11 protein-coding genes are annotated in these 14044 nt (G+C 72.7%); 3 read left to right on the top strand and 8 right to left on the bottom strand.

What is annotated here, in order from left to right:
• Positions 1-10: 10 nt before the first annotated feature.
• The 6 genes from ACZ6D7_RS27450 to ACZ6D7_RS27425 form a co-directional block, all read right to left on the bottom strand.
• Positions 11-937 (bottom strand): dihydrodipicolinate synthase family protein, encoded by a 927-nt coding sequence (locus ACZ6D7_RS27450; protein WP_469496037.1) that lies wholly within the window; start codon positions 935-937, stop codon positions 11-13.
• The gene (locus tag ACZ6D7_RS27445; protein ID WP_469496034.1) at positions 934-1926 is read right to left on the bottom strand and encodes an ABC transporter ATP-binding protein; all 993 of its coding nucleotides are present in this window, start codon (positions 1924-1926) and stop codon (positions 934-936) included. The genes ACZ6D7_RS27450 and ACZ6D7_RS27445 overlap by 4 nt, the downstream gene beginning before the upstream one ends.
• Complete coding sequence (locus ACZ6D7_RS27440; RefSeq protein ID WP_469496031.1) at positions 1923-3923, bottom strand: dipeptide/oligopeptide/nickel ABC transporter permease/ATP-binding protein; 2001 nt, start codon at positions 3921-3923, stop codon at positions 1923-1925. The genes ACZ6D7_RS27445 and ACZ6D7_RS27440 overlap by 4 nt, the downstream gene beginning before the upstream one ends.
• Positions 3923-4879 (bottom strand): ABC transporter permease, encoded by a 957-nt coding sequence (locus ACZ6D7_RS27435; RefSeq protein ID WP_469496028.1) that lies wholly within the window; start codon positions 4877-4879, stop codon positions 3923-3925. Before ACZ6D7_RS27435 ends, ACZ6D7_RS27440 begins: the two co-directional genes overlap by 1 nt.
• Before the next feature lie 4 nt (positions 4880-4883).
• Positions 4884-6524, bottom strand: coding sequence for an ABC transporter substrate-binding protein (locus ACZ6D7_RS27430; protein ID WP_469496025.1), 1641 nt, complete (start codon positions 6522-6524; stop codon positions 4884-4886).
• A 95-nt stretch (positions 6525-6619) separates the two neighbouring features.
• Positions 6620-7045, bottom strand: a complete 426-nt coding sequence (locus ACZ6D7_RS27425) for a hypothetical protein (RefSeq protein WP_469496022.1) — start codon at positions 7043-7045, stop codon at positions 6620-6622.
• 207 nt (positions 7046-7252) lie between these two features.
• Between ACZ6D7_RS27425 and ACZ6D7_RS27420 the strand changes: the two genes are divergently transcribed.
• The gene (locus tag ACZ6D7_RS27420) at positions 7253-8911 is read left to right on the top strand and encodes a sigma-70 family RNA polymerase sigma factor (RefSeq protein ID WP_469496019.1); all 1659 of its coding nucleotides are present in this window, start codon (positions 7253-7255) and stop codon (positions 8909-8911) included.
• Between the two features lie 299 nt (positions 8912-9210).
• Here ACZ6D7_RS27420 and ACZ6D7_RS27415 read toward each other — a convergent pair whose 3' ends face one another.
• Entirely contained in the window at positions 9211-10530 is a 1320-nt protein-coding gene (locus tag ACZ6D7_RS27415) for a HEAT repeat domain-containing protein (protein WP_469496016.1), read from the bottom strand.
• Positions 10531-10668: 138 nt separating this feature from the next.
• On the opposite strand from ACZ6D7_RS27415, the gene ACZ6D7_RS27410 reads away from it, so the two are divergent.
• Both ACZ6D7_RS27410 and ACZ6D7_RS27405 read left to right on the top strand, forming a co-directional pair.
• Positions 10669-10917 (top strand): hypothetical protein, encoded by a 249-nt coding sequence (locus ACZ6D7_RS27410; RefSeq protein WP_469496013.1) that lies wholly within the window; start codon positions 10669-10671, stop codon positions 10915-10917.
• Between the two features lie 119 nt (positions 10918-11036).
• Positions 11037-12542 (top strand): alpha/beta hydrolase, encoded by a 1506-nt coding sequence (locus tag ACZ6D7_RS27405; protein WP_469496010.1) that lies wholly within the window; start codon positions 11037-11039, stop codon positions 12540-12542.
• Positions 12543-12622: 80 nt separating this feature from the next.
• Here ACZ6D7_RS27405 and ACZ6D7_RS27400 read toward each other — a convergent pair whose 3' ends face one another.
• Positions 12623-13813: a S1 family peptidase gene (locus ACZ6D7_RS27400; protein ID WP_469496007.1), complete on the bottom strand. Its 1191-nt coding sequence runs from the start codon at positions 13811-13813 to the stop codon at positions 12623-12625.
• Positions 13814-14044: the final 231 nt, after the last annotated feature.

The following is a 14044-nucleotide window of genomic DNA, read 5'->3' as shown; positions in this document are numbered from 1 at the left end:
GGGAGGCGGCCTACAGCAGACCCGCTCCCGCCAGGTACTTCCCCACCCGTTCGGTCTCCTCCGCCGACAGCGGGACCTGCGGCTCGGCGGTCGCCGGGCAGGCGATGACATCCCGCAGGTGCAGCGCCGCCTTGAACGCGCCCAACGCCGCCGAGCTGCCGCCCATCCGGGCCGGGTCGCCGACGGTCACCATGCCGAACAGGGCGCACAGCCGCTCCTGTTCGGCCCGCGCCCGATCCAGGTCGCCCGACCGGCACAGGCGGTCGAGACGGACGTAGCCGTCCGGGTCGACGTTGGCCAGCCCCGGCACCGCCCCGTCCGCGCCCAGCGCCAGCGCCGCGTCGACGATCAGTTCGGAGCCGGTGAGGGTGCTGAAACCCGGGAGCGAGCGGGCGCCGGCGACGACCTCGCGGAAGCCCGCCAGGTCGCCGCTGGAGTCCTTGAGCCCGGCCAGCACCCCCTCGTCGGCCAGCTCCAGGACGAGCCGGGCGGGGAGCTTGGTGTGCACGGCGACCGGGATGTCGTAGGCGATCACCGGGACGGGACTGCGGGCGGCCACCAGCCGGTAGTGGCGGGCGATCTCGGCCGGGTGGGTGCGGGTGTAGAACGGCGCGGTGACGACCACCGCGTCCGCGCCCGCCGCCGTGACCGCCTCGACATGCTCCAGCACACGGGGCGTGGTCATGTCGATCGCCCCGGCCAGCACGGGCAGTCGGCCGGCCACGTGCGCCACCACCGTCTCGGTGACCAGCCGGCGCTGCCGGTCGGTGAGGTAGGCGACCTCCGAGGTCGAGCCCAGCACGAACAGCCCGTCCACTCCGCCGTCCACGAGATGGTCGACCAGCCGGCGCAGCGAGGGCACGTCCACCTCGCGGTCCGGGGTCAGGGGGGTGCAGACGGGCGGGACCACTCCGGTCAGCGGGGCGGGAAGGGTCATCGGTGCTCCCTGGGCAGGCTCTCGCGTACGAGGTCGTCGGTCGACTCGTCCTCCTGCACAGGATGGTGACAGCGGTAGCGGTGTCCGGGCCGTGACGCGGCCGAGAGGCCGGGCATCGCCTCGGCGCACACCTCGTCGGCCCGCCAGCAGCGGGTGCGGAACGGACAGCCGCTCGGCGGGCGGGCCGCCGACGGCACCGGCCCGGTCAGCGGGATCGGATCGCCCGGGCGCAGCAGACTGGGCGTCGCGGAGAACAGGGCACGGGTGTAGGGGTGTCGGGCCCGGTCGGAGACCCGGTCGGCCGGGCTCTCCTCGACGATCCGGCCCAGGTACATCGTGATCACCCGGTCGCTCATCCGCCGTACCGTCTGGATGTCGTGCGAGACGAACACCAGGCTCAGGCCGAGGCGTTCCCTCAGGTCCAGCAGCAGGTTGAGGATCTGGGCGCGGACCGAGACGTCCAGGGCGCTGGTCGGCTCGTCGGCGACCACCAGAGCGGGGTCGAGGGCGAGCGCGCGGGCGATCGCGACCCGCTGGCGCTGGCCGCCGGAGAGCCGGCCGGGCAGGGCGTCGGCCAGGGCCCGGGGGAGACCCACCAGGGACATCAACTCCCGTACACGGTCCTCCCGTTCGGCCTTCGAGCCGCGCCGGTGCACATCGAGGGGGTCGCGCAGGATCCGTCGTACGGGCAACCGGCGGTTCAGGGCCGTCGACGGGTCCTGGAAGATCATGCCGGTGTGCGCGCCGACCGTCGTCCGGCGCTCGTCCGGGGACATCGCCCACAGGTCGCGGCCCCGGAAGGACACCGTGCCCGACGTCGGCCGCTGGACGCCCACCAGCACCTTCGCCAGCGTCGACTTCCCGCACCCCGACTCACCGACCACACCGACCGTCTCACCGGGCGCGACCGCGAGATCGGCGCCGGTGAGGGCGTACACCGGCCCCCGGTGGACCACATGGACGTCCTGTACGTCCGACACGGCCGTCATGTCACGGGCTCGCTCTCCGCCGAGGTCGGTTCGACCGCCGGGTGGTGGCAGGCGGTGGTGTGCGTGCGGGTGCCGGTGAGGACCGGCGCGGTCGTGTGGCAGACGTCCGTCGCCGACGGGCAGCGGTCGGCGAACCGGCAGCCCGCCGGGAAGTCGGCGGGGGACGGCACCACCCCTCGGATCTGTGTCATGCGTTCCTCGGCCGACTCCAGCGAGAGCACGCTGCCGAGCAGGCCGCGCGTGTAGTGGTGGGCCGGCGCCTCCACCAGGTCGGCGGTCACGCCCGCCTCCACGATCTGTCCGCCGTACATCACCACCATCCGGTCGGTGACGTCGGCGACGAGCGCCAGGTCGTGCGAGACGAGGAGCAGCGCGAAGCCCAGTTCCTCGCGCAGCCGCAGCAGCAGTTCCATGACCCGGGCCTGGACGGTGACGTCCAGGGCGGTGGTGGGTTCGTCGGCGACGATCAGCCCCGGGTTCCGGGACAGCGCCATGGCGATCAGCACGCGCTGGCGCTGTCCGCCGGAGAGTTCGTGCGGGTAGCTGCGCAGGGTGCGCTCCGGGTCGAGACCGACCATCTCCAGCAGTTCCCGGGGCGTGCGCCGACCGCCGCGCCGTACCAGCTGCCCGAGCTGGGCGCGGACGGTCATCGCCGGGTTCAGGGCGGACAGCGCGTCCTGATGGACCATCGCCATCTCGTGGCCGAGCAGCCGTCTGCGGACCCGGGCCGGCTCGGCGAGCAGGTCGCGCTGGTGGAAGCGGACCTGTCCCCGGACGCGGGCGCCCTTCGGCTGGAGTCCCATGACGGTGAGCGCGGTCAGCGACTTCCCGCAGCCCGACTCGCCGACCAGGCCCAGCACCTCTCCGGGATACAGCTCGAAGCCGACCCCGTCGACGATGTCGACGTCCCCGTGCCGGCCCGGGAAACCGATGGCGAGGTTCTCCACCGTGAGCACCGGCTGTCCGCTCCGGTCGTGCGGGGGCCGGGCCCGCGCGCGCAGCCGCCGGGCCGCCTCGGCGAGACCGGGCAGCGCGAGCACCTCGCCGCCACCGGACTCCGGACACTCCGCACTCGCCGGAGTCTCCGGACGGTCGTCGTGTTCCTCGGGTGCCCGCGTCTCCTGGGCGGCCGGGGCCGCCCAGGCGTCCGAGACGCCCTCGGACAGGACGTTCAGCGACAGCACGGTGACCAGCATCAGCAGCCCGGGGTAGACGGTCGCCCACCAGCCGCCGGTCAGCACCATGTTCTTGCCGTCCGCGATGACACTGCCCCAGGACGGGTCCGGCGGCCGGACGCCCGCGCCGACGAAGGACAGCGACGCCTCGAAGACGATCGCCTCGGCGACCTGGACCGTGCAGAACACCAGGACCGGCGCCGCGCAGTTGACCGCCACGTGCCGCAGCACGATGTGGTGCCTGCGGGCACCGATCACCCGTTCCGCCGTGACATAGTGCTCGCCGTACTGGTCGAGGACGTTGGCCCGTACGACCCGTGCCACCGGCGGGGTGAACAGGAAGGCGATCGCGCAGATCAGGACGGTGATCCCGCCGCCGAAGACCGCGACGAGGACCGCCGCGAGCGCGATGCCCGGGAACGCCATCACCACGTCCAGGCAGCGCATCAGCGTCTCGTCGACGCCCTTGCGGGAGGTGGCGGCGAGCGCCCCGGCCAGCGCGCCCACGACCAGGGCGAGCGCGGTGGCACCGAGCCCGATCGCCAGGGACCAGCGGGCGCCGTACATCAGTCTGCTGAGGATGTCCCGGCCGAGGCTGTCCTGGCCCATCCAGTGCGCGGCCGAGGGATGCCCCGTGCCGTCGACCGGGTCCCGCTGGTCGAGCGGGTCGTGCGGGGCGAGCAGCGGCGCGAGGACGGCGACCAGGACGACGACCGCCAGGAAGCAGACGGCCGCCTTCGACAGCGGCGGCAGCCGACGCCATCCCCGCAGCCGTACGCCGGGCCTGGACAGCCGCTCGGCGAGGCTCGCGCGCGTGAACATCAGACCGTCCTCAGTCGGGGGTTGAGGGCAAGGTGGAGGAGGTCGATGGCGAGGTTGACGACGACGAACCCGGTGGCCGTGGTGAGGACGACGCCCTGGACGACGGCCGGGTCGCCGTTCTGCACGGCGTCGATCATCAGCTTGCCCATGCCGGGCAAAGCGAAGACCGTCTCGATGACGACGGCGCCGCCGAGCAGATAGCCGATCCGCAGGCCGAGCACGGTCAGCGGGTTCACCAGCGCGTTGCGCAGCACGTTGCGGCCGACCACCACCCGGGGCGGCAGCCCGCTGCCGAACGCGGTGCGCACGTAGTCCTTGTCGAGTTCCTCCACCACCGACGTCCGCACGACCCGGGTCAGCTGGGCCGCGACGGGCAGGGAGAGGGCGAGCGCGGGCAGGGTCATCGTGCGCAGCCAGCCGGTGACGGAGTCGGCCGGGTTGACATAGCCGCCCGCCGGGAACCAGCCCTTCGCCACGGCCAGGTACTGGATCATCAGCAGCGCCAGCCAGAACCCCGGCGCAGCCACCCCGACCAGCGAGACGGCCCGCACGGCCTGGTCCGGCCACCGGTCCCGGTACACCGCCGCCGTGACCCCGCCCGCCAGCGCCAGCACCACCGCGATGCCGAGGCCGAGGACGGCCAGCTGGAGGGTGAGCGGGAGCGCGGTGACGATCTGGTCGGCGACCGCGGCGCGGGTCAGGGTGCTGGTGCCCAGGTCGCCGTGGAGCAGGTCGCCGACGAAGTGGACGTAGCGCACCGGGAGGGGGTCGAGCAGTCCGTTGCGCTCGCGGAAGTCGTGCAGCTGCTCGGGGGTCGGGTTGGCGCCCTGGAAGAACGCGGAGGCCGGATCGGCGTCGGAGAACCGCATCACCAGGAACGCGAACAGCACGATGCCGAGCAGCAGCGGCACCAGCAGGGCGACGCGGCGCAGCACGATCCGCAGCACGGCCGGCATGTCGTCAGACCCACTTCGCTTGCAGGAGGTTGATGCCGGGGTAGGGCTGGGCCCTGGTGCCGGTGAGTTCGTGCGGGTCCCACGCGGTCATCAGCTCGTTGTGCACGACCGGGTACAGGACGGCCTGTTCGGCGACGACGTCGACGCACTCCTGGATCATCGCCCTCTTCCTCGCGGGGTCCGGCTCGCGGGTGGCCCGGTCCATGTCCGTGAACAGGCGCCGCGCGACAGCGTTGTCGGCCCAGCGGGCGTAGCCCGTCCAGAGGTTCTGCGGGCCGTAGTTGTAGCGGAGGATCAGATCGGGGTCGAGGCCGAACTGGTTGGGGTTCGAGGCGGCGGCGACGACCTGGTAGTCCCGCTTCTGGTCCAGTTTGGTGAACACGGCCGTCGTCTCCTGCGGAGCCAGCGTGGTGGTGACCCCGACGGCGTCCCAGGACGCCTTGACGGTCGGCAGACAGTCGACGATCCAGCTCACGTTCACGGCGAGGATCTCCACCTCCAGCCCGCTCACCCCGGCGGCGTCGAGCAGCGCCCGTGCCTTGGTGGGGTCGTGCCGGTAGACGGTCCTCGCCGGCCGGTGGGCGGGGTTGGCCTCGTCGAGGAACGAACTCGCGGGCCTGCCGTGCCCCTTGAGGGCCACCTCGATCATCCGGTCGGTGTCGATGGCGTAGTGCAGCGCCTGCCGCACCCGTACGTCGTCGAAGGGCCTGCGCCGGGTGTTGAACATCAGGAACAGGTTGTTCATCCCGGCCGCGCCCGCGACCTTCAGACCGCCCCGCTCGAGCCAAGGGATGTGGGCGTAGGGGATGTTGTCGGAGATCTGCGCGCCCGCGCTCCGTCCCGAGATCCGCGCGACGCGCGAGGCCGCGTCGACGATCGTCAACCAGTTCATCCTCGCGAAGGCGGGCCGGCGTGGCCCGTTGTAGGCGGCGAACGCCTCGAAGGTGGTGTTCGACTTCGGGTGGTGCGCGGTCAGCCGGTACGGTCCCGAGCCCACCGCGAGTCCCCGGATCGCGTCGTCCCAGGCGCCCGGCCGGGAGAACACGTGCCGGGGCATGATCTTGGCGAGGGTGAGCCGGGCGACCCCTTCCGGGAAGGGGAAGCGCAGGACGAGTTCGACGGTACGGGCGTCGACCTTGCGGACCTCCTTCAGCCAGTTCGCGAAGAATCCCCTGGCGAGGGTCTGGGTGTCCGGGTCGAGGATCCGGTCGTACACGAACAGCACGTCGTCGGCGGTGACGGGCCGGCCGTCGTGGAAGGTGGCGCCCGGCCGCAGCGTGAACCGCCACACGGTGGCCTTCGGCTCGGCCGGCAGGCCGGTCGCCAGCGCCGGGTACGGCGCGCGCGTGATCGGGTCGGTGTCGACCAGCCCCTCGTAGACGTGGTTGTTGGCGGCCATCGCGAACGCGGACGCCGTCTGCGTCGGGTCCCAGCTGCCGTCGTTGCCGTATCCGATGACCGTCGTCAGGGTGCGGTCCGGGCCGCTGCCGCCGGTGTCGTTGGTGGACTCGGGGCCACAGGCCGCCAGCGACGAGGAGAGCGCCCCCGCCGTCCCGAGTGCGCCCGTGCAGGTGAGGAACGTCCGGCGGTCCGGCGCCGGCACGTCGTGGACCACGGTTCCTCCAGCGGCGACGGATGTCCCCATTTGTCGGCTTGATCAGCGCGACCATAGGAGGGGCCGTGGGGGCGGTCAAGGTGGTGCACCCGAATGGCGCAGCGGTCGGGAACGGGCGGCCGGCTCTAGGCCCGGCTCTCCTCCGTCCACGGTGGCGCCAGGCGTCCGCGGTCGAACCAGTCCTTCGTCTCCCGGCCGCCCGAGAGGGCCACCAGTGCCCCGCCCCAGGCGATACCGGCGCCCCAGACGTGGTCGTACGTCAGAAACCCGGCCATACCTCCCAGAACGGTCACCCAGCCGACGGTGACCGCTCCGATCCGCACCGCGGTGCCGCCGTCGGCGAACCTCGCCGCGACGACCAGCGCCGCCGCGGCCGTCAGTGCGCACCCCGTCGCCGCGAGCAGCAGCAGTGCGAGGAACGGTGCGCCCAGGGTCCCGGTCTCGAAGGCCGCGGCGGCGGCCCCGAGCCACACCGCACAGCCGGCGCCCGCGACGGCGAGGGCGGCCAACAGTATGCGAGCGCACCGGGTGGTACCGGGCATGCGGGTCATATGCGGTCCTTGGGGTCTTCGTGGCGAAGCGGATGCGGGCGAAGTCGGCCGGTCTGAGCGGATGTGACCGCCCTCATAGCGGTGATGACGTTCGCACAGGGAGTCTCTCCTCGCACGAGTTTCCGAAGAACTGTTATCCGCCGCTACCGCAGAGATCTCCCCTTGTGACGGACAGCATCGTTCGACGTCGACGACAGGGAAGCAGCGATGAGTACACGGCACACGAGGGAACCGGCGGAACTGGTCAGCGCCGCGCGGGCGGGCGACCAGGCGGCCCAGGACGCGCTCGTCAGCGCGTACCTGCCGCTGGTCTACAACATCGTGGGCCGGGCGCTGAACGGCTCGGTGGACGTGGACGACGTCGTGCAGGACACCATGCTCAAGGCCCTCGACTCGCTGGGCGCCCTGCGCGACCCCGAGAGCTTCCGCTCCTGGCTCGTGGCCATCGCGATGAACCAGGTACGGGCTCACTGGCAGCGGCAGCGGCCCGCCCAGGGCGACATGGAGGAGGCCGACGAGGTCGCCGACCCGGGGGCCGACTTCGTCGACCTGACCATCGTTCGGCTCCAGTTGTCCGGCCAGCGGCAGGAGACCGCGCGGGCCACGCGCTGGCTGGAGCCCGACGACCGCGGACTGCTGTCCCTGTGGTGGCTGGAGTGCGCCGGTGAACTGACCCGGGCCGAGATCGCCGAGGCGCTGGCGCTGTCGCCGCAGCACACGGCGGTCCGGGTGCAGCGGATGAAGGCGCAGCTGGAAGCGGCCCGCGTGGTCGTGCGGGCGCTGGACGCCCAGCCGCCGTGCCCGGAACTCCAGGGGGAACTGGCCGGCTGGGACGGCCGGCCCTCGGCGCTGTACCGCAAGCGAATAGCCCGGCACGCGCGCGGCTGCGCGCGCTGCTCCGGTCTGTGGAGCGGACTGATGCCCGCGGAGGGGCTGCTGGCCGGTCTGGCGCTGGTCGCCGTGTCGTCCGCGCTCATGGCGAGGATGCGGTCCGCCGCCGACACGCTGGCCCTGGCCGGTACGGCGTCCCCGCTCGCCGCCGAGGGTGAGACCGGGGCCGACGGTGTGTCCTCCGTGGCGGGCAGGCACCGGGCCGCGAAGGAGCAGGGTGTCTCCCGCGGTGCCGCCCGTCGCAAGCGGCGCATCCGGCGGCGCGCGGTCGGCGGGGCGGTCGTGGCGGCCTGCGTGGTCGGCGGCGGCCTCTACCACTTCGGCACCCAGCAGGGCGGCGGGACGGAAGAGGGCACTGCCGCGCGGCCCGCGAACGACGCGCTCGTCTCGGACCGGCCCACACCGGACGGTGGCCGCGCGACCTCCACGTCACCGTCGCCGTCCCCTTCCCCGACGGCGTCCGCGTCGAAGTCGCCGAGCCCGAGCGCCTCCCCGAGCCCCCGGACGGAGAAGAGCACGCCCGCCCCGAAGAAGACGGCCGAGCCGAGACAGAGCGCCTCCCGCACGCCGGCCGTGCAGTCGGGGGGTTCGTCCGGCCTCGGGGCGCAGGTGATCGCTCTGGTCAACGAGGAGCGGGCGTCCGCGGGCTGCGGCCCGCTCACGGACGACAGCCTGCTGCGCAAGGCCGCGCAGGGTCACTCCGAGGACATGGCCGCGCGTGACTTCTTCGACCACACCAATCCGGACGGCGCCGACCCCGGTCAGCGCGTCACCGCCGCGGGCTACCGCTGGTCCACGTACGGCGAGAACATCGCCAAGGGGCAGCAGACGGCCCAGTCGGTGATGACGTCCTGGATGAACAGCCCCGGCCACCGAGCGAACATCCTCAACTGCGACTTCAAGAACATCGGCGTGGGCATCCACGACGGAGCCGGCGGCCCGTGGTGGACCCAGAACTTCGGCGCCAAGCTGTGAGGGGTGCGGTGGGCGCCGTGGTCTTCGTGGACGTATTGGGTGCGGCGGAAACACGGGCGTCCGCCGGCGGGTGATGCCGTTCGTCGATCCCCGCGTACGGACCGCTGATCTCCCTCCCTGGCTGTACGGAAAACATCGGATTGTCCCGAGAGGTCCCGTGCGTTTGTGGGGGTAGGTCCTGGGCGGGGGGCCGGGGATGGGCGCGGGGGACGGGCCCTGGGCACCCCGCGCATCCGATGACCGTGCGAGGGGGAACCGCATCCATGCGCAGCAGATGCGGAGCCGCGGTGACAGGCGTCTCAGACGGGTAGTGCCCCGGGCGGATGGCCGTGTTCCCGGCCGCAGTCGGTCAGGGCGAGGACCCCCTGACCGGTGAGCCGTGTCGTGGGGCCGATCGATCCCGGGTCGACCGAGAGCCGGGCGGCGATGTCGACGGCGTAGCAGGTGTCGGGCACGCCGAGTTCCTCCTTCTTCCGGCGGTACGCGGCGGCGAAGGCCTCGAAGTCGGACGTGTCCACGTCCTCGAGGGCGTCGTCGGGCAAGCCCCTCTGGTGCGGGAGCAGATACCCGGATTCCGCGGGATGGCCCGGCTGCCGGTCGCCGTGCTGCCCGGCGTCGAAGGCGTCGTAGTACCGCAGCACGTCGCCGTCCTCGGCGATGCACCAGGCGGTCCAGTTGTCCCCGCAGCTCATCCCGTACCACTGCGCGGCGCCGAACTTCCGGCTCAGGGCGGCGCACCGTTCGCGCACCACCTGCTCCCGCACTTCGTCGCCGTGATCGTCGGCGGCGTCCTTGAAACGATGGGTGTCGGGGGAGGGGTGCCCGAAGACGAGGGTCCAGCCGTCGAGGACCGGGCTGACGAACACCCGCGCGCAGGCCGCGTGGCCGCGGTCGCGCCACCAGGTGTGTCGGTCGTGGTTCCAGGCGCCCGCACCGGTCCGCAGCGTGACGGGCTCCTCGGCCCCCAGCGCGAAGGCATCCAGCACGGCGCCCTGATCGGCGGTCGCGACGGCGTACCAGGACCCGCACAGGTGCAGTCCCTCCGGCACCTCCGTGCCCCGCTTGACGCGCGTCAGCCGCCGCAGCGCCTCCTGATCCCCGCGCTCCAGGGCGCCCGGACCGCCGATGGCGGCGAGGGCCTCCAGCGCGCCGGCCCGTACCCGTGGCCCCGGCGCGGGGGCCCGGCGTATCCGCCGCAACGCGGGTACGGCAGCGGGCCCGATGGCCTCGAACGTCCCGACGGCTCTGCGCCGGACGTCGTCGTCGGTGTCGGCCAGCAGCGGTACCAGCCGGTCCGTGTACTCCACCGCGGCCGCCCCACAGCTCCGGAGGGCGGCCAGCGTGTTCTCCCTGACCCTGGGGTGCTCGTGGAGCAGCAGCGGCAGAAGGGCCGCCATGTCCGGCAGCTCCATCCGCGCCAGCGTCCAGCCGGCCCGCTGGGCCGCCTCCGGGGAACCGGCGCGTGCGACGGCCTCGGCGAGCGGGAACAGCGCGGGCTCGCCGATCCTGCACAGCACGTCGGCGCTGACATTCCACGCCACCGGTGACCGCTCGTCACAGAGCACGTCCAGCACGGCGCCCACCACCTCCGCGCCCCGCTCGACGAGAGCGTCGCGCATCGGTTGGGTCCGCTCCCACGACCCGGAGAGCCCTTCGGTCAACACATCCCTGTCCACGCCTGGCACGCTAACCCGAGCCACTGACAATCCAGCACCTGTCACACTGTGGGCCGATGGGAAGCGGGGGAGGGGGCAGACATGGTGTCCGACTGGATCGAGTTGTGGCTTCGCAGAAGCGGCAAGCCATGGCTGATGGGCGTCGTTCTCATCGGGTTCGCCGCCGTCCGGGACTGGGTGTTGCCTCTGAGGGTGCTCGCCCTGGCAGCTGGCGTGGGCATGCTGGGTCACGGGACGGCCGAGACCTGGAGACTGATCCGCGACCGCAAGCAGGCGACCGCCATGCTCGACCGTCTCGAAGCCGAGGAGCGCGGCGCGCTCCGCGGGTGAACGGCTCCACGCTCGCGCCGTCGGGGGCCACCCCGAGCGCGGGATGGGGGTAAACCCCCATGGGAATGGGGCGGTTCCCCGGATGGGCGGGGTGGGTCGGCTCGGCGAGGCTGATCCGCATGAAGCAGATCACCAAGCAGCTCAGGAGAAATGCGGCCCTGGTCGCCGTGTCCGCCGTCGTCCTCGGCCTGGTCGCGCCGGTCACCGCGTCCGCCGCGTCCAGCGCGTCCGCCAAGCCTCTCGTGTGGGGGGAGTGCGAGGGCAGCGGGCTCGATCCGCGGCAGCAGTGCGCGACCGTCCACGTGCCGATGGACTACTCCCACCCCGGCGGCAGGACGATCGGCATCGCGGTCTCCCGGATCCCGAGCGAGAATCCCGAAGCCCGGCGTGGGGCACTGCTGTTGATTCCCGGCGGGCCCGGCGGCTCCAGCCTCGACGAGCCGTCGGAGCGGGGGCAGCGGTTACCGCAGGACGTACGGGACGCCTATGACCTCATCGGATTCGCGCCGCGCGGCAACGCGCCCTCGGCCCCCGTCGACTGCCGCCTCGACCACTCCGACCTCGCCACCTCCAAACTGCGTCCCTGGCCGGGGCCCGACGGATCGGTCACGGAGAGCATCGCATTCGCGCGGCGGACGGCGGACGCCTGCGCGCTCAACGGCGGCGAGATGATGAGGCACATCAGCACGGCCGACAACGCCCGTGACATCGACCGCGTCCGCGCGGCGCTCGGCGAGCGCAGGATCTCGGCCTGGGGTGTCTCCTACGGCACGTACATCGGCGCCGTCTACAGCGAGCTGTTCGCGGACCGCACCGACCGGATCGTGCTGGACAGCAATCTGGATCCCACCGGCGACTTCGGCCGTACCCAGGTCTCCCGGGGCTGGCTCGCCGGGTTCGAGCAGGGCGTGGAGGACGTGTTCGCCGAGTTCGCGCGGTGGGCGTCCGAGCCCGGCAACCCCGACCGGGTGGCGGACACCCCGGCCGGCGTCCGCTCGGTCTTCCTCTCACTCGCCGCGCGCCTGGACCGGGCACCGCTGCCCTGGCCCGGCGCCAACCCCGAGGTGCTGAACGGCACCACGCTGCGCCAGAGCATGCTGGACTCCCTGTACGACCCCGACGACTTCCCCACGCTGGCGAAGCTGATCCGGGCCGCACGACAGGGCACCGTGCCGCCCGCGCCGCCGGCTCCGCCGGAGGATCTGCTCCAGAACGTGGTCGCGGTCGGCGTGGCGACGATATGCAACGACAGCGCGTGGCCCACCGCGGCCGCCGTGTACGAGAAGGGCGTCGCGGAGAGCCGGGCGAAGTATCCCCTGACCGCGGGCATGCCGAGGAACGCGATGGTCTGCGCCGCCTGGCCGCGCCCGCAGCAACAGCCGGTGCGGATCACCGGCCGGGGGCCGTCGAACATCCTGCTCGTGCAGAACGAGCGTGACGTGGCCACTCCGCTCGCCGGTGCCCGCAAGCTCCGTGCGGCGCTCGGTGACCGCGCCGTCATGGTGACGGTGAACTCCACCGGCCACGACGTCTACCTGGCCAACGGAAACGCGTGCGGCGACGCCACGGTCTCCCGCTTCCTGGCCACGGGCGAACGGCCTGACCGGGACGTCTCCTGCGACTGACCGCGCCCCGACCTTCCCGTAGGGCCGGGCCGGCCGCGCGGCACGCCTGCCGCGCTTCCGGCACCGGCCCGGCCGAGGGGTCAGTAGGTGTGCAGGGTGAGCCCGTACCGGCCGAGTATCTCGTTGACCGGCTGGAACCATGTCTCGCCGCCGCCGGAGCAGTTGCCCCAGCCGCCCGAGGTGACGCCCTGCGCCTGGTCGCCGCTGATGAACGACCCGCCGGAGTCGCCCCCTTCGGCACACACGTTGGTCTTCGTCATCTGGTGCACCGCACCCTGGCTGTAGTTGACGGTCTCGTTCTTGGCGAGCACGGTGCCGCAGTGCCAGTGCGTGGTGGAGCCCGAGCGGCAGACGGAGGCGCCCACGGGCGCTTCGGCGGAGCCGCGCACGAGCTGGTCGGACACCGTGCCCCAGCCCAGTACCACCGGAACGGTCCACCACCCGCTGCCCACGTTCACCCAGGCGTAGTCGTTGTCCGGGAACGAGGACCCCTGGAAGGCGCCGATGTACGAGCCGTCCCAGCCCCGGACACCCGCTCCGGCCCGGCCGCAGTGGCCGGCGGTGATGAACCCGCCGTGGACCGAGAAGCCGATCGAACAGCGCACGTTGCCCGTGTAGTAGGGGTCGCCGCCGACCGTGCCGGCGGCGAGGGTACGAGGGGCCGCGGCGACGGTCTCGACGGTGACGGGACCGGCGGCGCGGGCCCGTGTCAGGAAGCCTCGGACATCGTTGTCGGCGACCCTGTCGCGCACCACCGTCACGACGACCGAGTTCGCCGCCGGGTCGACATGCCAACCGGCCACCCCCGAGGGGGCGGAGAGCCCGTCGAGGCGTGCCCTCGCCGCGTCCAGCCGCCGTGCGCTGTGCTCGACGACGCGGACGGCGGCGCCGGCCTCGCGAAGTGCCGCGCGTGTCGCCCGGGAGGCATCCGGCGTGACGGCCACGGTCAGCCGCCCGGCGTCGGCGTCGAACCACGAACCGCCGTACGCGGCTCCGGCCGTACGCCGCGCCTTCGGTTCCAGCGCGGTCGCGGACCGCTCGGCCGCGAGACGCGCCACCGCCTCGTCCTCGGTGAGCCCGAACTCCTGCCGCATGGCGCGCAACAGGCCGGCGGAGGCAGTGGCGGTGGCGGTGACGGTGGCGGTCGTCGGGGTGGCGGAGGCCGATGTCTCGCTGCCGCTCGCCGTCGCGGGGAACGTGCCCGCCCCGCCCAGTCCGGCCAGCAACAGGATCGCGGCCACGCCGATGTGCTTGAGCCCTGTGCGTCTCATGGGAGTTGCCCTTCGTCGTTCCAGGGAGTGGGGATGGAACAGCCGATGCGTGAGAGCGCTCTCAGGTGTGGCGTGGCAGAGCCTAGCCGCGCGAGGGTGTCAGGTCTATGCCAATGCGGAGCCGTTTTCACCCGACCGGCAGCCGTCGTACGCCACGCACACCTCCGGCGTACGCCGGAGCATCACGGAGACGTACGGCCGCGCCTCGCGGGGCGCGAACGGCTCGCGCGC

It is taken from the genome of Streptomyces sp. NPDC041784 (assembly GCF_055591025.1).
Note: the sequence above shows the minus strand (reverse complement) of the source record. Positions and strands in the feature narration are given on the sequence as shown.